Annotated in this window: 21 protein-coding genes; 6 read left to right on the top strand and 15 right to left on the bottom strand. The window is 53.8% G+C overall.

Annotation, left to right across the window (positions count from 1 at the left end):
* Positions 1-40 precede the first annotated feature (40 nt).
* The 10 genes from AC27K1_RS04360 to AC27K1_RS04315 all read right to left on the bottom strand — a co-directional run bounded on the left by AC27K1_RS04360 (position 41) and on the right by AC27K1_RS04315 (position 9658).
* Positions 41-790, bottom strand: coding sequence for a hypothetical protein (locus tag AC27K1_RS04360; RefSeq protein WP_487148592.1), 750 nt, complete (start codon positions 788-790; stop codon positions 41-43).
* Positions 791-963: 173 nt separating this feature from the next.
* The gene (hemW, locus tag AC27K1_RS04355) at positions 964-2136 is read right to left on the bottom strand and encodes a radical SAM family heme chaperone HemW (RefSeq protein WP_487148590.1); all 1173 of its coding nucleotides are present in this window, start codon (positions 2134-2136) and stop codon (positions 964-966) included.
* Positions 2137-2180: 44 nt separating this feature from the next.
* Positions 2181-2783: an XTP/dITP diphosphatase gene (locus AC27K1_RS04350; RefSeq protein ID WP_487148588.1), complete on the bottom strand. Its 603-nt coding sequence runs from the start codon at positions 2781-2783 to the stop codon at positions 2181-2183.
* 8 nt (positions 2784-2791) lie between these two features.
* Entirely contained in the window at positions 2792-3232 is a 441-nt protein-coding gene (locus AC27K1_RS04345; RefSeq protein ID WP_487148586.1) for a DUF4426 domain-containing protein, read from the bottom strand.
* The gene (gene metW / locus AC27K1_RS04340; RefSeq protein WP_487148584.1) at positions 3232-3837 is read right to left on the bottom strand and encodes a methionine biosynthesis protein MetW; all 606 of its coding nucleotides are present in this window, start codon (positions 3835-3837) and stop codon (positions 3232-3234) included. The genes AC27K1_RS04345 and metW overlap by 1 nt, the downstream gene beginning before the upstream one ends.
* Entirely contained in the window at positions 3837-5018 is a 1182-nt protein-coding gene (metX, locus tag AC27K1_RS04335) for a homoserine O-succinyltransferase MetX (protein ID WP_487148582.1), read from the bottom strand. Before metX ends, metW begins: the two co-directional genes overlap by 1 nt.
* Before the next feature lie 253 nt (positions 5019-5271).
* Positions 5272-7233, bottom strand: a complete 1962-nt coding sequence (locus AC27K1_RS04330) for a dynamin family protein (RefSeq protein ID WP_487148580.1) — start codon at positions 7231-7233, stop codon at positions 5272-5274.
* 190 nt (positions 7234-7423) lie between these two features.
* Positions 7424-7996, bottom strand: coding sequence for a YggT family protein (locus tag AC27K1_RS04325; RefSeq protein WP_487148579.1), 573 nt, complete (start codon positions 7994-7996; stop codon positions 7424-7426).
* Between the two features lie 107 nt (positions 7997-8103).
* On the bottom strand, positions 8104-8922 hold the full coding sequence (gene proC / locus AC27K1_RS04320; protein WP_487148577.1) for a pyrroline-5-carboxylate reductase: 819 nt from the start codon (positions 8920-8922) through the stop codon (positions 8104-8106).
* A gap of 40 nt (positions 8923-8962) precedes the next feature.
* Positions 8963-9658, bottom strand: coding sequence for a YggS family pyridoxal phosphate-dependent enzyme (locus AC27K1_RS04315; RefSeq protein WP_487148576.1), 696 nt, complete (start codon positions 9656-9658; stop codon positions 8963-8965).
* Between the two features lie 173 nt (positions 9659-9831).
* Between AC27K1_RS04315 and AC27K1_RS04310 the strand changes: the two genes are divergently transcribed.
* Together AC27K1_RS04310 and AC27K1_RS04305 are read left to right on the top strand one after the other, a co-directional pair.
* Positions 9832-10866 (top strand): type IV pilus twitching motility protein PilT, encoded by a 1035-nt coding sequence (locus AC27K1_RS04310; RefSeq protein WP_487148575.1) that lies wholly within the window; start codon positions 9832-9834, stop codon positions 10864-10866.
* A 41-nt stretch (positions 10867-10907) separates the two neighbouring features.
* Complete coding sequence (locus tag AC27K1_RS04305) at positions 10908-12038, top strand: PilT/PilU family type 4a pilus ATPase (protein WP_487148985.1); 1131 nt, start codon at positions 10908-10910, stop codon at positions 12036-12038.
* Between the two features lie 35 nt (positions 12039-12073).
* Here AC27K1_RS04305 and ruvX read toward each other — a convergent pair whose 3' ends face one another.
* The gene (ruvX, locus tag AC27K1_RS04300; protein ID WP_487148573.1) at positions 12074-12538 is read right to left on the bottom strand and encodes a Holliday junction resolvase RuvX; all 465 of its coding nucleotides are present in this window, start codon (positions 12536-12538) and stop codon (positions 12074-12076) included.
* Positions 12539-12679: 141 nt separating this feature from the next.
* On the opposite strand from ruvX, the gene AC27K1_RS04295 reads away from it, so the two are divergent.
* Positions 12680-13228 (top strand): cytidine/deoxycytidylate deaminase family protein, encoded by a 549-nt coding sequence (locus AC27K1_RS04295; RefSeq protein WP_487148571.1) that lies wholly within the window; start codon positions 12680-12682, stop codon positions 13226-13228.
* A gap of 6 nt (positions 13229-13234) precedes the next feature.
* On the opposite strand, the gene AC27K1_RS04290 is transcribed toward AC27K1_RS04295, so the two are convergent.
* The 4 genes from AC27K1_RS04290 to AC27K1_RS04275 form a co-directional block, all read right to left on the bottom strand.
* Positions 13235-13810, bottom strand: coding sequence for a YqgE/AlgH family protein (locus AC27K1_RS04290; RefSeq protein ID WP_487148569.1), 576 nt, complete (start codon positions 13808-13810; stop codon positions 13235-13237).
* A gap of 47 nt (positions 13811-13857) precedes the next feature.
* Positions 13858-14733 carry an energy transducer TonB gene (locus AC27K1_RS04285; protein WP_487148567.1) on the bottom strand — a complete coding sequence of 292 codons (876 nt, stop codon included), beginning with the start codon at positions 14731-14733 and terminating at the stop codon, positions 13858-13860.
* Positions 14734-14909: 176 nt separating this feature from the next.
* A complete protein-coding gene (gene gshB / locus AC27K1_RS04280) occupies positions 14910-15863 on the bottom strand; it encodes a glutathione synthase (protein WP_487148565.1) in 954 nt (317 codons plus the stop codon).
* A 184-nt stretch (positions 15864-16047) separates the two neighbouring features.
* On the bottom strand, positions 16048-17568 hold the full coding sequence (locus AC27K1_RS04275) for a polysaccharide lyase 6 family protein (protein ID WP_487148564.1): 1521 nt from the start codon (positions 17566-17568) through the stop codon (positions 16048-16050).
* 368 nt (positions 17569-17936) lie between these two features.
* On the opposite strand from AC27K1_RS04275, the gene pilG reads away from it, so the two are divergent.
* The 3 genes from pilG to AC27K1_RS04260 all read left to right on the top strand — a co-directional run bounded on the left by pilG (position 17937) and on the right by AC27K1_RS04260 (position 19456).
* Positions 17937-18323 carry a twitching motility response regulator PilG gene (gene pilG, locus AC27K1_RS04270; RefSeq protein WP_345198481.1) on the top strand — a complete coding sequence of 129 codons (387 nt, stop codon included), beginning with the start codon at positions 17937-17939 and terminating at the stop codon, positions 18321-18323.
* Between the two features lie 107 nt (positions 18324-18430).
* Complete coding sequence (gene pilH, locus AC27K1_RS04265; protein ID WP_487148562.1) at positions 18431-18796, top strand: twitching motility response regulator PilH; 366 nt, start codon at positions 18431-18433, stop codon at positions 18794-18796.
* A gap of 117 nt (positions 18797-18913) precedes the next feature.
* Entirely contained in the window at positions 18914-19456 is a 543-nt protein-coding gene (locus AC27K1_RS04260) for a chemotaxis protein CheW (protein ID WP_487148561.1), read from the top strand.
* The last annotated feature ends 67 nt before the right edge of the window (positions 19457-19523 follow it).

Here is a 19523-nt window from a genome sequence, read left to right as displayed (position 1 = left end):
GGCGACGCAAGTGTTCATATGATTATCCTGACCGTAAACTTTATCCTGGTTGAGCGCTATTGGGATCTTCGTAAGAATCCAATGAAGCGTACAGTGAGACTGAAGAGGATATCGATTCAGCATCGTCATCAAATTCTGCAATTTCGCTCGAAGGGGGCAACCTTCTGGAGAAATATCTTGCCAATCTATCTCTCTCGCTTTCTTGCGGGAGTGCGCTAAGACGTTCCTGGAATGTGGGATCGTTAGCGGTTGTAAATTCATTATGTTGTACATCAGGCATAGCAGGTGTTCTGGCTGTGACGAGAGAGGCGCTGTCATCGGGCGTTATTAACCGCTCTGTGTTATCGCTGAGGAATTGTGTTTGAAAGGCAGAAATGCTGATGTTGTGCTCATCATTGAGACGCTCACATTCATCAAGATCCAAAATGGATGGCCCTGGTAGGTTTGTATCACTTAGATAGTTATTGATAGTGGCAAGCAAACTATTTTGAGAAACGTCATAACCACATTCCAGAAACTGTAGTTCCAGGGCATAGAAATAATCCCGTAATTCGTCGACTTGAGTGATCTTTCGAACATCCAGTTTTTTTAGCTGACCCACCCGGTCATCGGTAAAAAAACATTCAATCACCTTTCGAAGGAAGGCATCTGGATTGACGTCAGAGATCGATCGGCCATTGTCCTTTGCAACGACTGATACTTTGGTCGCACGATCAATAGCACTCTCATAATCACCGTAAGAGGTGAGACTATGTAATGCGGCTATATCATTGACGGTTCCGTCTGCCATTTTACGCTCCTGATACCTGTCTGTTTTCTATCTATAAATAAGATTCCTTTATTTGATAAAGGTTCAGATAAAGTGACTGTCAGCCCTGTTAGACAGCAGTAAAAGACTTGGCCTTATGGCATGGCTGGAATTGACAGGGGTGCTAACACCCCTGTCAGTGATGACGTATCCGTTCAAAAAAGGGCGAGAATGTCGTTTAGAAACAGACTGCCTTTCGGGCTTGGTTGAAGCTTTTGACTATCATGGGACATCAACTGCTGATGTTGTGCTTCGTTCACCGCATCGGCAATCGAAGACAGGGGCAAGCCTGTTCGTTGACTGAACTGACCAGCATCTACACCCTCATTGAGTCGCAATACGTTCATCATGAACTCAAGCGGCAGATCATCTTCTGCCAGGATTCTATTTCCGGCTTCAAACGGCTTGGAAGAGTTGAGGTAATCCGCTGGTAACCGGGTTTTCCAGTGTCTCAGGATTTTATTTTCTTCCAGTAAGGTTAGCTTGCCATGGGCGCCCGCGCCGATACCGATGTAATCGCCAAATTGCCAGTAATTCAGGTTGTGCCGGGATTGGCGACCGGGTTGGCTGTAAGCGGAAATTTCATATTGCTGATAGCCGGATTCTGCGAGCAGGGCCTGACCGGCTTCCTGAATATCCCAGAGGGTATCGTCTTCCGGCAATACGGGTGGTCTTGAGTAAAAGACGGTGTTTGGCTCAATGGTAAGCTGATACCAGGAAAGGTGCGTGGGTTTCAGGGCTATGGCGGTCTTCAGGTCAAAGAGGGCATCGTCCAGACTTTGATTGGGCAGACCATGCATAAGATCCAGGTTGATATTGGTAAAGCCGGCGGCAAACGCCATACCCACAGCACGCCGGGCTTCCTCGCCGCGATGAATACGGCCAAGGTTTTTCAGCTTGTCATCCTGGAAACTCTGGATACCGATGGAAAGCCGGTTAATGCCGGTTTGCCTGAACCCGGTGAATTTGTCCTGCTCAAACGTGCCCGGGTTGGCTTCCAGGGTGATTTCGATATCGTCGCTGAACTCGATATGCTGGCGAAGCCCGGCAAACAGTTGCTCATAAGCACCGGGGGATAGCAGACTCGGGGTGCCGCCACCGATGAAAATACTGTGCAGGGTTCTGCCCTGAATCGCATCCAGAGAGGCTTCAAAGTCCTGCAGCAGAGCGTTTACATACTCCCTTTCCGGCAGTTCCCCTTTGGCTGTATGGGAGTTGAAATCGCAGTAGGGACACTTTTGGATGCACCAGGGAACATGGACGTAGAGGCTGAGAGGAGGAAGAGTCAGCAAATTCGTTACCGCCAGCAAAACAGGACTCGAAATCATAAGGGACGGGCACGCCGGACACCATGACCAGCGTGCGCAGAGGGTTAAACCGTGAGCTTTTCGGCCAGCTGCCGCATGGCTATCGCGCGGTGGCTCTGGCTGTTTTTCTGTTCCGGTGTCAGTTCGGCTGCTGTGCTGTGCATGCCGGGCACGAAGAAGACCGGATCATAACCAAAGCCATGGTCGCCCCGGGGTTCTTCGATGATATAGCCTTCCCAGGTGCCCTGGCAGATCAGCGGAGTCGGGTCATTGGCATGACGCAGGTAAACCAGCAGACACTGGAAGCGCGCAGTCCGCTCGGAGACCGGCAGGCCCTGAAGCGCCTTTAGCAGCTTTTCAATATTGTCCGCATCCGAGGCATTCTCACCAGAATAGCGACTGGAATAGATGCCGGGCGCGCCATTCAGAGCGTCTACTTCCAGACCGGAATCGTCAGCAATAACTGGCAGGCCAGACGCTTCCGCCGCAGCCCGTGCCTTGAGAATCGCGTTTTCGACAAACGTCAGCCCGGTCTCTTCCACACCCGTGACCCCGAACTGCTTCTGGGTCAGCATCTTGATGTTGTGCGCGCCCAGCAGGTGCTGGAATTCCGCCAGCTTGCCATGATTGCCAGTGGCGAGGACGATCTGTCGAATCTCTGAGGACATGGATGCTGTCAGCCTTCGTAGAATGTTCGTGAGAAACGGACGGTCATCGGGCCGCCGTCCCCCTGCTCGGGTGTCACCGTCACGGTGAACCGCAACAGCTCTTCATTGGTGAAACGGAATGGCGCCAGGTAATAGACGGATTCCCCTTCATCAATCAGCCGGAAGGTCAGGGCTTCTTTCTGTTGTAACAGGTTGGCCGCCTCGCCTTTGATGTCTGCCTTAACCGGCTTGCCCTTGTAGTGTACGGCGATATTAACCAGTCCGGTACGTTTGTCACGTGTCAGAGCATAGCTCTTCGCGACCTGGGGTGTCACAAATGTACTGTTGAATGGGGAGTAATGAATTACGTAATCGCCGAACCGCTTTGTGGACGCCGGTTCACTGGCAATCGCTGTGTTGAGGGACAGGAGCAGAGACAGGAACAGCAGGGATGAACGTACAGGTCGCATCAGGCAGCCTCGTTGTGTCGACACAGGTGATAGATCGCAATTTCGCCAAACAGGTTCGGCATGGCGCGGGCCAGCGCCGGACTTTCGTGGTCCCGGTTGGCCACCAGACGGTTGAGAATTTTCAGATTGCTCTTGCGGCAGAGATCCTCGAAATCCCGGAATGTGCAGAAATGGATGTTTGGCGTGTCATACCAGGTGTAAGGCATGAACTTGGAGACAGGCATCTTGCCTCTCAGTGAAAGATAAGTGCGGCAGCGCCAGTGGCCGAAATTTGGGAACGTGACAATGCATTCTTTTCCAACCCGCAGCATCTCCTCCAGTACCAGGTGCGGGAAACGCATAACCTGGAGGGCCTGGGTCATGATCACGGTATCAAAGGTGTTATCACCAAAGTTCTTGAGCCCGTGATCCAGGTTCTGCTCAATCACATTCACATCTTTGGTGATGCAGGCCTGGATATTTTCCGGATTGATTTCCAGCCCATAGCCTTGCACGTTGTGGCTCGTGGTCAGCTGGTCCAGCAGGGCACCGTCGCCACAGGCCAGATCCAGCACCCGGCTCTGCGGCTTGATCCAGTGCTGGATGAGTTCGAAGTCCTTTCGCATCAGCAGACCTCCTCAGCAATACGTCCCAGGTAAGCCTTCAGGGTATCCATGTAGCGGGGTATCGACATCAGGAAGGCATCGTGACCCTGTGGGGCATCCACCTCCAGATAGGAAACCGGTTTTTTCGCAGCCAGAAGTGCATTGACGATTTCCCGGGAGCGATCGGGCGCAAAGCGCCAGTCCGTTGAAAAGGACAACACCAGGAAACGGGCCCGGGTTCCTTCGAGCGCTTTGACCAGGTCATGATTGAACCGTGCTGCCGGGTCGAAATAATCCAGCGCCTTGGTCATCAGGAGATAACTGTTGGCGTCGAAACGGCCAGAGAACGCTTCGCCCTGGTATCGCAGGTAGCTTTCTACCTGGAATTCGGCGCCAAAGTCGAAATTGATTTTGTCCTGCCTCAGTTCGCGGCCGAACTTGGCGCCCATGGCGTCATCGGACAAATAGGTGATATGGCCGACCATGCGTGCCAGCATCAATCCATTCTTGGGAATGACGCCGTGATCCTGATAATGGCCATCGTGGAAGTTCTCATCACTCATGATGGCGCGGCGGGCGACTTCATTAAAGGCAATATTCTGGGCAGAGAGTTTCGGCGCTGAAGCGATAACGACCGCATACCGGAGCCGTTCCGGATAACGGATTGTCCACTCCAGTACCTGCATGCCGCCAAGGCTGCCGCCAACCACTGCAGCCCACTGTTGGATGCCCAGCAGGTCAGCCAGACGCGCCTGACTTTCGACCCAGTCATCCACGGTGACTACCGGAAATGTAGGTCCCCAGGGGCGACCGGTTTCCGGGTTGATACTGGTAGGACCGGTGCTGCCATGGCAGCCACCCAGGTTATTCAGGCAAACGACGAAGAATCGGTTGGTATCAATGGGTTTGCCGGGGCCGATTGCCGTATCCCACCAACCAGGCTTGCGATCTTCCGGAGAATGGTAGCCAGCCGCATGATGATTGCCGCTCAATGCATGACAGATCAGGATGGCATTGGACGCCTCGGCATTGAGTTCGCCATAGGTTTCGATCATCAGGTCAAACTGCGGCAGAACCCGGCCACAACGCAGGTGCAGCGGATCGGCAAAGTGCAGCTTGCGCGGCTCAACGAGTCCCACGGAATCTTCAGGCAGACTGCGTACAGGGGGAGCACCCCGCTGCTTGGCGGCAACATCTGTCATGGCGAATTTGTTCGAATTATTGCAGGTTCGGCAAGTCTAAAGGAGGCGGGATGGCGGGTCTAGCCGCCGACGCGTATCTGGTTCGGGTAACGTCCCGGTGCAAGCGTGCCCAGTCCGGCGCCGACCAGACCAGTGTCAGCACCGACAGGGATGGCGATAGGCGTGTTCATGGTATTTTGAGGCTATCACGGTAGAGGGCGCAGCATAGCCTGCAGCGGGTTGTTGGTATGTCACTTGTGGAGTCATGGTCCGGTCAGGCCATCGCCGGTCGCTCATGAAGAACCACCACATTGCCGGATTTGGCTGGACTGATTCGCTGCCGGGTATTTTTCAGAATATGGTCAATTTTTACCAGCTGATGTTCTGTATCCGCCAGGAATTCATCCAGTTTTCCTAACAGTTGCTTGCGGTTGGCGTTGTCCCGGTTGAGGGTTTTTAGTTGTACCAGCTGTCGCTCCAGGAGTTGTTTATGCTCCAGTGCGTGCTGGGTTAATGGTAAGAGTGCCTGATCTGTCCATTGCTCTGTATCAGTTTCTGCGCGTTCATGGAGTGCAATCACTTCACGTACCAGTGTATTAAAAAAACGTCGTATAACCAGGTGCTGTTCTGTTAATACAGTACTGATTCGTTTACCGAACTGGTCTGCTTTGCTTCTGATGGCGTTGAGCTCTTTGAGGTAATTGTCTGTCTGAAACAGTGTTGGAGAAAGCGTATGGCCATCGGCGTCAGCATGTCGCTCGTAGATGGATTGAACCAGCCGGTTTGCCAGCCGCGCCTCAATACTGAGCTGGTGAATATCATCCTGCATATAGAGGAAAAAGCGGGTGATGGTCTGGTTAATGCCGACGGTGGTCAGACTCTTCAGAAGGAGTGTGTGGACTTTCCTGACACGCTCCTGGAACAGTTCGGTACGGCAGGCCCTGACCAACGCCCTGCCCTGCTGCTGTACCAGTCGACGACTGGACTTTAACGCCAGCAGCCGTTTGTGGTGCTGGTTGTACTGAGTGCGTGTTTGTTCCGTCAGTTCTGCGACCAGTAACTGATCATCCTTGCGGCTGCCGTTGAGCTGTCTCTGTCGGGTATAAAGATCCTGAAGACGTTTTTCCAGTAGTTGACGACTGTTGTTTAACAGGTGGTTCAGAACATTGACAACACCATCGTCGAGCACTTGTTCCTGATGATGAATTAACTCGTAACTGAGCAGGTGCTCCAGCGTTTCTATCCCGCTGTTGGCGACGAGTGCCGGATGGCCTTTCAGTTTACCGGTCAGCGCCTGACGGGCACTGACCGCGATGATTTCATCGGCTTTAAGGCCTAGCTGGCGGGCGGATGTATCCAGAATAACGGATCGAATATCCTGCTGTTGAGTGAGCGTCAGCAGTTCATCGTCCAGTAGATCAATCTTGTTCAGTACGGCAAACAGGCTGGAAGGCGCTTCCTGCTCAATGGTCTGGATATGATTCTGCCAGATGGCCATATCACTGGCTGTGACACCGGTATCGGCGCTGAGCAGGTAAATGATGGCGTCGGCAGCAGGCAACATGTTCAGGGTCAGTTCCGGTTCCAGGCCGAGGGCGTTCAGACCCGGGGTGTCCAGAATGCGAATACCCTTGCTCAGCAGCGGATGATCAATATTGATCAGGGCGTGTCGCCACGCAGGAATCTTCACGTAGCCGTTATCTGCTTTGCTGAACTGAAGGTGTTCCGGTTCAAAGCCCAGCGCAATGGCTTCCTCTTCAGTGACATCCAGCGTTTCTGCAACCCGTGCCAGTGCCTCGGCCAGTGCTGCTGTATCTTCTATTGGTAGTGGAATCTTGTGCCACTGGTTCTGGTCTTGCCGAAGATCTGTGAGGGACGTTGACTGTAACCGGGTGTGTATCGGCAACAGTTGAATTGAAGTCGGTTTTCCCGGCTCATGAAAGAGTTCTGTCGGGCACATGGTGGTGCGACCGGCGCGGGAGGGCAACATTCGGGCGTGCTGGTTGCCGAAAAACAGGGCGTTGATCAGCTCGGTTTTACCGCGGGAGAATTCGCCGGCAAAGGCAATCGTAATGGTTTTACGGCGCAGGCTCTCATTGGCCCGGGACAACCGGCGATCCAGCTCGGGCGTCAGCAGATGGTTATGAACCAGCCAGGATTGATAGCGGGTGACCTGAGTCAGCAGATGCTGTTTCCAGTCAATAAAGGCGTCAAACTGTGATTCCAGTTGTCCCATGACGCGATCCCCCTCTTCCTTAGGCTGGCAGCATGGTTATTATTAGTGAGCACATGGCAAGCATATGGCGAGCACGATTATATAGTGATACGCACAGGGAGGCTAACTATGCGGTCAGGATTGGTTTCAGGAGCAATAAAAAACCCGTAGGCAGCTACGGGTTTTTGAAGGGGCCAACGTTTCGAAGGGCTTATAAACCAGGAAGCCCCGGAATAATCGCTGGCAGTGCGTTCTTGGTCATGACGATCAGGATAACGAGCACCATCAGGGAGAAATCCAGTCCGCCTACCGGAGGAATCACACGGCGGATGCGGCTGCTCAACGGCTCGGTCAGCTGATGCAGCAGGATCAGTGCCGGGTTATAACTGCCGGGCGCTACCCAGCTGGCGATAGCGATAATGATCAGGCTGAACATGTAAATATTCAGCAGGGTATTGAGCAGTTTGAAGATGGAAATCGCCAGTACCTGTCCCACCGGTATCACCGAGGGAATGTAGCCGTGAATCCCAAGCAGCAGGTAGACAATCACGATCTGAACCAGCAGGGCCAGGATCAGGGCCGCGATATCCATCCCCTTGAAACCGGGAATCAGGCGACGCAACGGATTCAGTAAGGGACCCGTAACCTTCACGATGGCCTGGGAGATGGGATTGTAGAAATCCGCCCGTACCAGTTGTAGCAGAAAGCGGATCAGCACAGCCATAACAAACAGGCTGCCGATGGTTTCCACCAGGAATGACAGGGAGCTGGTCAATGGTGACATGTATCGGTAACTCTTCAGTAGTCCGGATTTTCACACTATGGGGGTGCTGCAACCGAGTTGCAACAGCCCCGCCTTAATCTTATCCACCGTTAACGGTGTTGGGAATGTCAGTCCTGCTTTGCCAGTTCCCGGGAACGTCGCTCGGCGGCATCCAGGGCTGATTGCACCAGTGCACGAAATTCGCCCTGTTCAAACGTATTGATGGCTTGCTCGGTGGTGCCGCCGGGTGAGGTGACGCGGCGACGCAGTTCGGCAGCTTCGACATCCCCTTTGGCAGCCATTCGCGCTGCACCAAGCGCCGTTTGCAGTGTCAGTGCCGTGGCGGTTTCTGGCGGCAGGCCCAGTTGTTTACCGGCATTGATCATGGATTCCATCAGGAGGAAGAAATAGGCCGGGCCGCTGCCGGATAGTGCAGTGACTGCATCAATAGCGCTTTCTGAATCCAGCCAACGGCTGATGCCGACAGCATTCATGACCGTTTCCGCAAGCGCTTTCTGCGTTTCCGATACCTGTGGGTTGGCATAGAGGCCACTGGCGCCGCAGCCAAGCAGTGCCGGCGTATTCGGCATGCAGCGGATAATGGGAAGCTGACCGCCACTCCAGTCATCAAGGCTGTCGATGGTGATGCCGGCGGCAATAGAGACCAGCATGGGTTTGGCATCCTGCAGCGCTGGCGCCAGCTCTGTCACGACGGGCTTCATGACCTGCGGTTTGACGGCGAGAATGACGACATCCGCATCCCGTACGGCATCGTTGTTGTTTACGGCAATCTTGATACCAAACTGTGCTTGCAGAGACTGCAACGTTTCCCGGCCCGGATCGGAAGCGATGATGTGTTCAGGATCATAGCCATTGTCGATCAGTCCACCGATAATGCTGCCAGCCATGTTGCCGGCGCCGATAAAAGCCAGTGTTGCTGTGGTCATGCTGCTATTTCCGGTTTGGTGTTAATTCTGTGATCAGGAACTACGAATAATCCCGTGCGCCAAACAGTGCGGTGCCAATCCGTACCATCGTAGCGCCCTCCGCTATCGCGGCTTCCAGGTCATCACTCATGCCCATGGACAGGGTGTCCAGCCCCTGTTCAGGCCAGCGTTCCTGAAGTGTTGCCAGTAATTCTGACATGGCCCGGAAGACGGCATGTTGCGCCGCGGGATCTTCCGTGGGTACAGGAATTGCCATCAGGCCGCGCAGTTCCAGGTTGGGCAGTGTCACAATCTCAGCGGCCAGGGGCAGAACATCTTCCGGCGAAACACCGGATTTGGTGTCTTCATCACTGATATTCACCTGAATACAGATATTCAGTGGTGACAGGTGCCCTGGTCGCTGCTCGCTCAGGCGCTGGGCGATTTTCAGGCGATCAACGCTGTGCATCCAGTCGAAGTGTTCTGCGACGGCACGGGTCTTATTGGACTGCAGCGGGCCGATAAAGTGCCAGCAGATGCCGTCGAGATCCTGAAGGGCCTGGATTTTTTCGACGCCTTCCTGCACATAGTTCTCACCGAAATCCCGCTGACCGGTATGCCAGGCTTCGCGCACCAGGCTGGCCGGTTTGGTTTTGCTGACCGCCAGAAGCTTGACGGCACCGGCTCTGCCACAGGCGTTTTCTGCGGCATGAATCCGGTCAAGGACCTGTTGAAATTGGGTTTCAATTGCAGACATGGCTATGTAATGATACTTCCCGTCTTTGCCGGGTACGGCTGAAAACCGCAAGAATACCACCACCTGCGTGGAAAGAAGAATCAGGCCGTGACCTAGCTATTCTTAAAAGAAAGACTGCAGGCGCAACGCTTCAATGCGCCTGGCCAGAGAATAACAAGACCCCGGGGGGAGTCATGGACATTACCGAGCTGCTCGCGTTTGGTACCAAACAGGGCGCGTCCGATTTGCATCTGTCTGCAGGTCTGCCGCCCATGATTCGTATCGACGGCGATGTGCGCCGGATCAACCTGCCCGCCATGGACCATAAACAGGTGCATGGTCTGATCTACGACATCATGAATGACAAACAGCGTAAGGACTATGAAGAGTACCTTGAGACGGACTTTTCCTTCGAGGTGCCGGGGGTAGCCCGTTTCCGGGTTAACGCCTTCAACCATGGTCGAGGTGCTGGCGCCGTATTCCGGACGATTCCGAGTAAAGTGCTTTCCATGGATGAACTGGGTATGGGACAGATTTTCAAGGATATTTCAGTCCTTCCCCGGGGGCTCTGCCTGGTGACAGGGCCTACCGGTTCCGGCAAGTCCACTACCCTGGCGGCCATGCTGGATTACGTGAATGAAAACAAATATGGCCATATCCTGACTGTCGAAGATCCCATCGAATTCGTGCATGAATCCAAAAAATGCCTGGTCAACCAGCGGGAAGTCCACAGGGATACCCTGGGCTTTGATGCGGCATTGCGTTCCGCGCTGCGGGAAGACCCCGACATCATCCTGGTGGGTGAGATGCGGGATCTGGAAACCATCCGCCTGGCGCTGACGGCTGCTGAAACGGGCCACATGGTATTTGGCACCCTGCACACCACCTCCGCCGCCAAGACGATTGACCGTATCGTTGATGTATTCCCCGGTGAGGAAAAGGCGATGGTGCGCTCAATGCTCTCAGAATCCCTGCAGGCGGTTATTTCCCAGGCGTTGTTGAAGAAAATCGGCGGTGGTCGGGTTGCTGCGCATGAAATCATGATTGGCACGCCAGCCATACGGAACCTGATCCGCGAGGACAAGGTCGCCCAGATGTACTCTGCGATTCAGACCGGGGGCAACCTGGGCATGCAGACACTGGATGGTTGTCTCCATAATCTGCTCCAGAAAGGGATTGTTACCCGGGAAGCGGCCCGTTCGAAGGCAAAGAATCCGGACGATTTCTAACGCACAGTCCACACATAAAGCGAGATAAGTGAATGAGTCATATGGATATCCACCCCTTGCTGAAGCTGATGGTGGATAAGCGTGCATCTGATCTGTTTATCACGACGGGTATGCCGCCCTGTATGAAAGTGGCGGGCAAGATTATACCGGTGACTAAAAATCCCATGTCTCCCGAGAAGTCCATGGAGACTGTGCTCAGTGTCATGAGTGATAAACAGCAGGAAGAATTTCAGGCCAATCATGAATGTAATTTTGCGATCAGTGCCAGTGGTATAGGGCGTTTCCGGGTCAGTGCTTTTTATCAGCGCAACCTGCCTGGCATGGTGCTGCGTCGTATTGAAACCAAGATTCCCACGGTAGAAGAGTTAGGGGTACCGGAAATTATTAACCAGCTGGCCATGACCAAGCGTGGTCTGGTTATCTTCGTCGGAGCCACCGGCCATGGTAAATCATCCTCTCTGGCGGCGATGATTGGACACCGGAATGAGAACAGTCACGGCCACATCGTTTCCATCGAAGATCCGATCGAATTTATCCATCAGCACAAAGGCTGCATTGTTACCCAGCGAGAGGTGGGGCTAGATACGGAGTCCTTTGAGGTCGCGCTCAAGAATACGCTGCGCCAGGCGCCGGATGTCATCATGATCGGCGAGGTACGAACGCGCGATACCATGAACTACGCCATCACATTCGCAGAAACCGGCCATCTCTGCCTGGCAACACTGCATGCCAATAACGCCAACCAGGCGCTTGACCGGATTATTCACTTTTTCCCGGCAGATCAGCATCAGCAGATCTGGAATGATCTATCCCTTAATCTCAAGGCGATTATTGCCCAGCAGCTGGTTAAGACACCGGATGGAAAAGGGCGCACAGCGGCAACGGAGATATTGATCAATACGCCCCTTGTGGCAGACCTGATCCGGAAGGGTGATGTCCATGAACTGAAAGGGTTGATGGCGCGCTCGAATGAAGTGGGCATGCATACATTCGATCAATCGTTGTATGAACTGTATAACAATGGCGAAATCACGTATGAAGACGCCATTGCCCACGCAGATTCAGCCAACGATCTCCGCCTGATGATCAAGCTGGGTTCAGAAACCGATGCTGAACATCTCAACGCCATGTCAAGCGGCCTCAGCATTGAGGGTGATGAAGATCTTCGTTAAGCCTGTTGACCACTTACCGACCCACCCGGATAACATCAGGATCCGGGTGTTTCCCTGATTAACCAGCCGGCATTGGCGGGATCATTCATCCAGCTTTCCAGGATCATTTGTGCCGCCATGCTGTCGACAGGGTTGTCGCCGTAGCTGCCGCTATGGCCCAGTCGTCCTGCCCACTCTTTTGCTTCATACGTGCTCAGGCGCTCATCGGCCGCATGCCAGGCTTTTCCGAAGCGACCGTAAAGCCGGTTGCCGAACTTGCGGGCCCGCTGTGACATCTCGGACTCGGTGCCGTCCATATTCAGGGGAATACCGACCACGAAGGCGTCGGGTTGCCATTCTTCAACCAGGCGCGCCACCTGCTGCCAGTCAGGGATGCCGTCGCGGGCTTTCAGACCCGGTAAAGCGGTGGCGGTACCTGTCAGTGACTGGCCAATGGCCACGCCGATATTGCGGGTGCCGTAGTCAAACGCCATCAGGGTTCTTGCGGGTGCTGCTTTCATGGTTCAGGTCTTACCGGGAGTGAAGCGCGGATTATATGACAGACCGGTTATCTGTGCTGCGCAATGTCAGATTGCAGCTATGCTGGTGGTTCGAACGCGTTATTTCACCCTGTCGTCCCGGGCGGTAAAGAGGTACGAACGATGGACAACCATGAGTTTATTATCCGTGAGCTGCTGGAAATGGGCGTGGATGTTACGCCCGGTTACCCCTTTGCAGCCTGTTTTGTCGATGCTGCGGATCGTGTTGTGGTGACAGCCTGCAGCGCCTGCCACATCAGTCCGGTCTATACCGCGGAGGCGCTGGCTGTTCATATGCTGTGTACCCGTTATAGTGCCCGTGATGGACAGGCTCTGACGTTATTCTCAACCGCGTTGCCGGAGCCGGTTGGCATGGGCGCGATTCACTGGGCCAACGTTATGGGCTACAACATCCGGCAGGTGGTTTACGGGGCTTCGCGGGAAACGATCAGTCATATCTGGGGAAGTGACAAGGAGATCGCATGCGCTGAGTTACTGGAACAATTGAAGGCCACAGGCATCGAAGTTTCCGGACCGGTTATAGAAAATGAATGCCGCAATGTTTTCGAGGCGGGTAAGAGCCTGATTGATGGTGGAGAATGTCCGGTCTTATCGCTGGAGCTGGAAGATTTCTGGATGGCGGGCGACTGGCTGGACCTGGATGTGGAATAAGTTTGCTCAGGCGTGCCCCGTTTCATGGCTCAGCAGGTCAAGGTTAACCCCAATCTTCGCTGCTGCCTTAATCAGGCGCTGGTCAGTGGGCGTGTTGAAAAGAATATCGTTATCCGCCGGGCAGGTGAGCCAGGTATTCTGGGATATTTCCTGTTCCAGTTGGCCTGCGCCCCAGCCGGCATAGCCCAATGTGACCAGGGACATATCCGGACCTTCTCCGTCTGCCAGGGCCTTCAGAATGTCACGGGAAGTGGCCAGTGAGAGAGTGTCCGTGATGGGCATGGTGGCATTCCATTGCCGCTCGTCACGGCTGTGCAGGATAAAACCATGTTCAAGGTCGACCGGGCCACCGCCATAGACGGTGTCGTGGTAATGGGACGCATCCGGTGAAATGGGAATCCCTATGTGGGTAAGAATATCGCCCAGGCAAAGGCTGGTGGGGCGGTTGATCACCAATCCCATGGCGCCCTGCTCGTTGTGTTCGCAGAGGTAGGTGAGGGTGCCGCTGAAATTCGGGTCTGCCAGCTGCGGCATGGAGATCAGAAATTGGTGGCGCAGGCTGCTGCCTGTCGGCTCGTTCATGGCTTTATCCTGATGATGACGGAACCGCGTGCAGCAGGAAAAACGCGTTAGCCACTGTATAACCGGTCACCGGGCTCGAAACGCCAGGTCCGGATGATTTCGATGATATCCTTTTCACGCAGATCGTCAGGGAAAGGAGCAAACGGTGCGGCCAGCTCAACGATCCGGATGGCGGCGTCATCCAGAACCTTGTGACCGGAAGAGCGCAGAACCTCGATTTTGTTCAGGGTACCGTCCCGGTTGATCTGGACAGCCAGTTCCAGCTGGCCATACAGTTTCTTGCTGCGAGCAGACTCAGGATAGTTGATATTCCCGATCCGCATGACTTTCTTGCGCCAGGCTTCCATGTACCATACACCGTCGCTCTGCCGTGTTGACGCGGCGTTGAGGCGCAGGATGCGGGGGCGCTTGGCATAGGCATTGCGCTGTTCATAGAACTCCGCTTCCAGGCTGGCGATTTCAGCACGCAGATCGATTTTCGGGCGAGGCGTATTGTTTTCCCTGACCGGGCTTTCTTTCTGCTTGCCGTCGCCCTCCTTGATCCGTTGGTTCGAAACGGCTGCAGTAATCTTGCTGGAGGTATCCAGCGTCTGCCTCTGCTGTTGTTCGGTTTGTTCCCGCAGCTCGACTTTCCGGATCTCGTTATCCTGCACCGGTGCAGGTAGCTGATCACTGGAGGGACGGGCTTTTTCGTCCAGGCTGCCGCTGCCTTCCTGGTTGACCTGGGCAAGATAATCAGCCTTTTCCGGCGCTTTTTCACTTTGGAAACTGGCCAGGGTCACTTCAATGGTTTTAGCGGGTTCGGGACTGTCATGCAGCGTGAAGCCTACGCCAAGGATGATGAGCGCATGCAGGGCGACTGCCAGTAGCAGGGTAAAGCTTAATCGGTCTGTTGCCGTGACCGGTGCCGTTGCTTGTGCCATGTTTGGTGGACTTGTCTTGTTATCCATACCCCGGGGATCAGGGTTACTGCAGTGACTTTCACTCTGCCAAGATCAACCGGAAAAGTCCATGAAGTGTGTACCGGAGTATGACAGGCTAATCATTTTATTGTTATCTGCCCGGCATCGTGGGTGACGATACCAGGCAGTCAGACGTTTCAGGCCTGTTGCCGTTTTTCAGCAATTTTATCCATCAGCATGTCAGCAATGCTGATATCGAACTGGGCATCCAGCTCCCGGATGCAGGTTGGGCTGGTGACGTTGATCTCGGTAAGATAATCACCAATCACATCCAGCCCGACAAACAGCAAACCTTTCTCTTTCAGGACGGGGCCGACCTGTCCGGCAATCCAGCGATCCCGGTCTGAGAGCGGCTGGCCAACACCGCTGCCGCCTGCGGCAAGATTGCCCCGGGTTTCGCCTTCGGCGGGAATCCTCGCCAGTGCGTAAGGTACCGGTTCGCCGTCAATCATCAGGATTCGCTTGTCGCCTTTCCTGATTTCGGGAATAAACTTCTGCGCCATGATCTGGCACTGCCCCCGTTCGGTCAGGGTTTCCAGAATCACACTGACATTGGGATCATCGGCTTTGACACGGAAGATGGAGGTGCCACCCATGCCGTCCAGTGGTTTGAAAATAACATCCTGGTGGCGTGCGGCAAATTCCCGCAGGCGATTCATGTCCCGACTCACCATGCAGTCAGTACAGCATTGTGGAAACAGGGTTGCGAAGAATTTCTCGTTATAGTCCCGAAGGCTCTGGGGCTTGTTAACGATCAGGGTGCCTGCCCGTTCAGCCTGTTCCAGCAGGTAGGTGCTGTAGATGAATTCATTATCAAACGGCGGATCCTTGCGCATCAGGATCACATCCAGCTCGGCCAGCCTGCGGATGGCGGGTTGTTCCAGCGTAAACCAGTCCTCCGGATCCGCCCTGACGGTCAGCTCGCACATTGATGCCTGCGCGACGCCATTTTCCTGAAACAGGTCGCCCTGTTCCATGTAAAACAGTTGCCAGCCCCGTTTCTGGGCGGCCAGCAGCATGGCCAGGGAGCTGTCTTTTTTGTAACTGATGGCGGCAATAGGATCCATCACAATGCCGAGCTTGATGGTCATTCCGGTTCTCTGTGCAGATAATGGATGGCGGCATTGTACCAGATGTAAAGCCTCGCAGAGTATGGTTGATCCCGCGGTCAGGACAGTAAGTCAGCGGATTCGACGCTCAACAGGCTGAACCTTTAGCTCTCGCATGCAGGCTTTGGGAAAATGACGAATTGTTGCGACAAAACGGAACATTTCATTAAAAGTTGATACCTGTACCCGGGCTGGTTTTGCTTAATGGCAAAACCATTTGGTGGGTGCGTGGGTCTGTGGGCACTTCAAAACCAACCGCAGAGCTGTTTTGAATACGGTTGATTAAGGCAACGTTTTCCACCCACCTTGTATCAAGGGGAATCATGTTAATCGTTTGCGTCAAATTGGCTGCAGATGCGCTGGAAGGCACTGTTGGCATCTGGAGACTGGTCGCAGGATCACTATGCAGTGGCAGCGATGCTTGTATCAATCCCGGGGTTGTCAGGCCAGCGCTGGCGGCGTCAAAGTAATTGTTCGACCATGAAATATCATTGGCGCCAGTATTCTGGTTCACTGCAACCGCACTGTTATGTACAACGTGAGTGTCATTGATGACCAGGTTGTTGGCAAAATACAGGTCTTCCGGCAAGACCGTACGTTGTTGCGGATCATTCAAATCCCACTGGCAACCAATGGAAATGCCGGAATAGTAACCATTAACCAGGGTGTTATTCGCAAACAGCACGTTTTTCGTTAAGGGGTAGTGGTATGGGTTTAGTCCATCGTCCGCTCTTTGATCATCAGCGTTTGCGCTTGAAGCACCGAAACAGGCGGTACCAAAATCGGTTTCTGTTGCCTTGGGGCGTAAATTTGAGAAGTAGTTGTTGAAGATCACATGATCTTCTCCACGGACAAAAATACCACGCTCTTGAGCATTGTTTTGACCCAGGAAATAGTTGTCATACACCAGGGTACGTTTACCTTGACGTAGACTCAGGTGCCCGCGTGAATTTTTAAACGTGTTATAACGGAAGATGTTTTCGCTACTTTTTACAGAGACAACCTCGGATTCTCCATCAGCGTTCTCGAACAGGTTGTATTCGAAAATAATCCGTGCATTGAACGTGTACATGGTGCCATTTCCGGCATGTGTCGCGGAGCCATGATCAGCGTTCGGGAACCGCAGGCGAGAGAAGTAGTTATGGTCTACGAGATGATATGAAGGGTCAGTCCTGTCAATATCCATGTTGATGTAGCTTCCGGCGCTTCGCTTATTTTCAAAGTTGCAATGATCTACACGATGATTATGACCACTCAACTTAATCCAGACGCCTGTGACATCATCGACATCATCAAATTTGGAATTGGTGATGCGGTTACTGCTCCCTGCGACGGTAATTAACGTCGCTTTTGTTGCCGTGCGCGTATTGCCGCTGGCATGTCGAGTGAAAGACAAACCTGATAACTGATAGTGTTTTCCGCTGATTGTGATTGCCATATCACCTGAGAAAACGGCCTGTCCGGGGTTTTCTGCCTCAATAATGACAGGTGTAGCGGCAGAACAATCCTTGTCCAGATTAAGCTGCGCGTTAACGTAATCTCCATTTTGTAAAATGACCGTGTCACCGCAAGCTAACAGGGAAATTTGAGTCTGTAATGTTTGAGAGCCAGATGCCTGGCGGGTTGTTGGAAAACCCGTTGCCGGAAGAAAAGATAACAACGCTAACAGGGTAAGCTTTGCGTTCATGACGGCTTCATCCTGATTTCATACTACCTGTAGGGGGAGTGAGGGGCGTGAGCGATATGTTCTGATGACGTGAAGCGAGTGCGGTTTTACGACCATGAGATATTCACGGCATCTCACGGACAAAAAACAGTGTAATACAGTGATTTGGATTTAACTAATCCCGCTTCCAGCGCTACACGGGCCTAAAACCCGGGCTTTTGTTTCTCCCCCCTTGCCGGCTTCGGTCGTTGGCCGGTGAACTTGTATTTGTCGCAATTTGGTCAGTAGAATGCCGTAGTAATGTGTGTTAAAAAGTGGCTTCAATGCCGCAAGGCAGACAATAACAAGAACCATGGCAGATACATTGACCCGGTAGGGAAGGGCCAGGAATGAGCGATAACTTTGAGAATCTGCGGATAATGGTCATCGATGACAGCAAGACCATCCGCCGTACTGCAGAAACACTGCTCAAGAAGGTCGGCTGCGATGTTGTTACCGCCATCGACGGCTTTGACGCGCTGGCCAAGATTGCCGATACCCGCCCGCATATCATTTTTGTCGATATCATGATGCCCCGCCTTGATGGCTACCAGACCTGCGCCCTGATCAAGAACAACAGCACTTTCAAAGGCACGCCGGTCATCATGCTGTCGAGCAAGGACGGGCTGTTTGACAAGGCCAAGGGGCGCATTGTCGGCTCCGACAAGTACCTGACAAAACCGTTCAGCAAGGATGAATTGCTGGATGCGATACGGGAATATCGACCGGCCGCATAACGCATAAAAGCGATACATACAGTCAGGGCCGGACTGTTGTCATAACGAATAAACAATCGCATCCCGCTCTGTCTCATGGGAATGCGTGAAGAAACACTGGGGGAACCATGGCGCGCGTACTGATTGTTGATGACTCTCCGACAGAAACAGCGATTCTGGAAAAAGTCCTGAAAGCGAACGGGCACGAAGTGCTCAAGGCTGACAATGGCGCCGATGGTGTCGCGCTGTGCCGGGCCGAAAAGCCGGATGCGGTGCTGATGGATATCGTGATGCCGGGTCTGAATGGTTTCCAGGCGACGCGCCAGTTGTCCCGGGACCAGGAAACCCGTCATATCCCGGTCATTATTGTGACCACCAAGGACCAGGAAACCGACCGGGTCTGGGGTGAACGCCAGGGCGCCAGGGGCTACCTGACCAAGCCGGTAGACGCGTCCAACCTGATCAAGAAGCTGAATGACGTCATGGCCGCGTAAAGCGGCTCCTCACATGCGGGTTGACATGATAACGATAACAAACGTGCAAACCGTGAATCTCTCTTCCTCTCCCTGCCCTGTGCAGGGTTTCGTGGTTTCGGACAGGCGGGGTCTGGCATGAGTACACCGTTTGAGCTGTTGCTTGACCTTGACCAGCGAGCCCGCGCCAACAATGACGGCCTGCCTGCCCGGCAGGATCTGAAACAGTACTGGAGTGGTGTGGGTTTCTCTCTGGCCGGGGAGCGTTGTGTGGCGCCTCTGTCTGAGGTGGCTGAAATTCTCCACGTACCTGACAGCATAACGTTGGTACCCGGGGTGAAATCCTGGATGAAAGGCGTGGCCAACAGCCGTGGGCGTTTGTTGCCCGTGATGGATCTGGGTGCATTCCTGGGACTCGAGCCTTCGTCTGCCAGTACCACCCGTCGCATCCTGATGCTTGAACAGGGTGACTTGATCTGCGGCCTGATCGTCGATGGCGTTCAGGGCATGCAGCATTTTGAAGCAGATACTTTTTCTGACTGTATACCGGCCAGTACGTCGGAGGCACTGCAGCCATTCCTGGCGGGCAGCTACCAGCGGGAAGCGTCCTACCTGGTGTTCAGTCTTTTCACGCTGGCAGAACATGCCAGTTTCATGCAGGTGGCGCTGGAAACGGCCTGACGGTCGGGCAGCGGAGTGTCTCTGGGGAATGGCTCGGTACAGAGCCCTGTATAAAGCAAGAACAATG

The organism is Kistimonas ophiarachnellae, assembly GCF_057552235.1.
This window is presented reverse-complemented; position numbering and strand designations above follow the sequence as displayed.

Coding starts and splice junctions, on each gene's coding strand:
- AC27K1_RS04360 (WP_487148592.1), bottom strand. CDS start 790: ATGGCAGACGGAACCGTCAATGATATAGCCGCATTACATAGTCTCACC.
- hemW (WP_487148590.1), bottom strand. CDS start 2,136: ATGATTTCGAGTCCTGTTTTGCTGGCGGTAACGAATTTGCTGACTCTT.
- AC27K1_RS04350 (WP_487148588.1), bottom strand. CDS start 2,783: ATGTCCTCAGAGATTCGACAGATCGTCCTCGCCACTGGCAATCATGGC.
- AC27K1_RS04345 (WP_487148586.1), bottom strand. CDS start 3,232: ATGCGACCTGTACGTTCATCCCTGCTGTTCCTGTCTCTGCTCCTGTCC.
- metW (WP_487148584.1), bottom strand. CDS start 3,837: ATGCGAAAGGACTTCGAACTCATCCAGCACTGGATCAAGCCGCAGAGC.
- metX (WP_487148582.1), bottom strand. CDS start 5,018: ATGACAGATGTTGCCGCCAAGCAGCGGGGTGCTCCCCCTGTACGCAGT.
- AC27K1_RS04330 (WP_487148580.1), bottom strand. CDS start 7,233: ATGGGACAACTGGAATCACAGTTTGACGCCTTTATTGACTGGAAACAG.
- AC27K1_RS04325 (WP_487148579.1), bottom strand. CDS start 7,996: ATGTCACCATTGACCAGCTCCCTGTCATTCCTGGTGGAAACCATCGGC.
- proC (WP_487148577.1), bottom strand. CDS start 8,922: ATGACCACAGCAACACTGGCTTTTATCGGCGCCGGCAACATGGCTGGC.
- AC27K1_RS04315 (WP_487148576.1), bottom strand. CDS start 9,658: ATGTCTGCAATTGAAACCCAATTTCAACAGGTCCTTGACCGGATTCAT.
- AC27K1_RS04310 (WP_487148575.1), top strand. CDS start 9,832: ATGGACATTACCGAGCTGCTCGCGTTTGGTACCAAACAGGGCGCGTCC.
- AC27K1_RS04305 (WP_487148985.1), top strand. CDS start 10,908: ATGGATATCCACCCCTTGCTGAAGCTGATGGTGGATAAGCGTGCATCT.
- ruvX (WP_487148573.1), bottom strand. CDS start 12,538: ATGAAAGCAGCACCCGCAAGAACCCTGATGGCGTTTGACTACGGCACC.
- AC27K1_RS04295 (WP_487148571.1), top strand. CDS start 12,680: ATGGACAACCATGAGTTTATTATCCGTGAGCTGCTGGAAATGGGCGTG.
- AC27K1_RS04290 (WP_487148569.1), bottom strand. CDS start 13,810: ATGAACGAGCCGACAGGCAGCAGCCTGCGCCACCAATTTCTGATCTCC.
- AC27K1_RS04285 (WP_487148567.1), bottom strand. CDS start 14,733: ATGGCACAAGCAACGGCACCGGTCACGGCAACAGACCGATTAAGCTTT.
- gshB (WP_487148565.1), bottom strand. CDS start 15,863: ATGACCATCAAGCTCGGCATTGTGATGGATCCTATTGCCGCCATCAGT.
- AC27K1_RS04275 (WP_487148564.1), bottom strand. CDS start 17,568: ATGAACGCAAAGCTTACCCTGTTAGCGTTGTTATCTTTTCTTCCGGCA.
- pilG (WP_345198481.1), top strand. CDS start 17,937: ATGAGCGATAACTTTGAGAATCTGCGGATAATGGTCATCGATGACAGC.
- pilH (WP_487148562.1), top strand. CDS start 18,431: ATGGCGCGCGTACTGATTGTTGATGACTCTCCGACAGAAACAGCGATT.
- AC27K1_RS04260 (WP_487148561.1), top strand. CDS start 18,914: ATGAGTACACCGTTTGAGCTGTTGCTTGACCTTGACCAGCGAGCCCGC.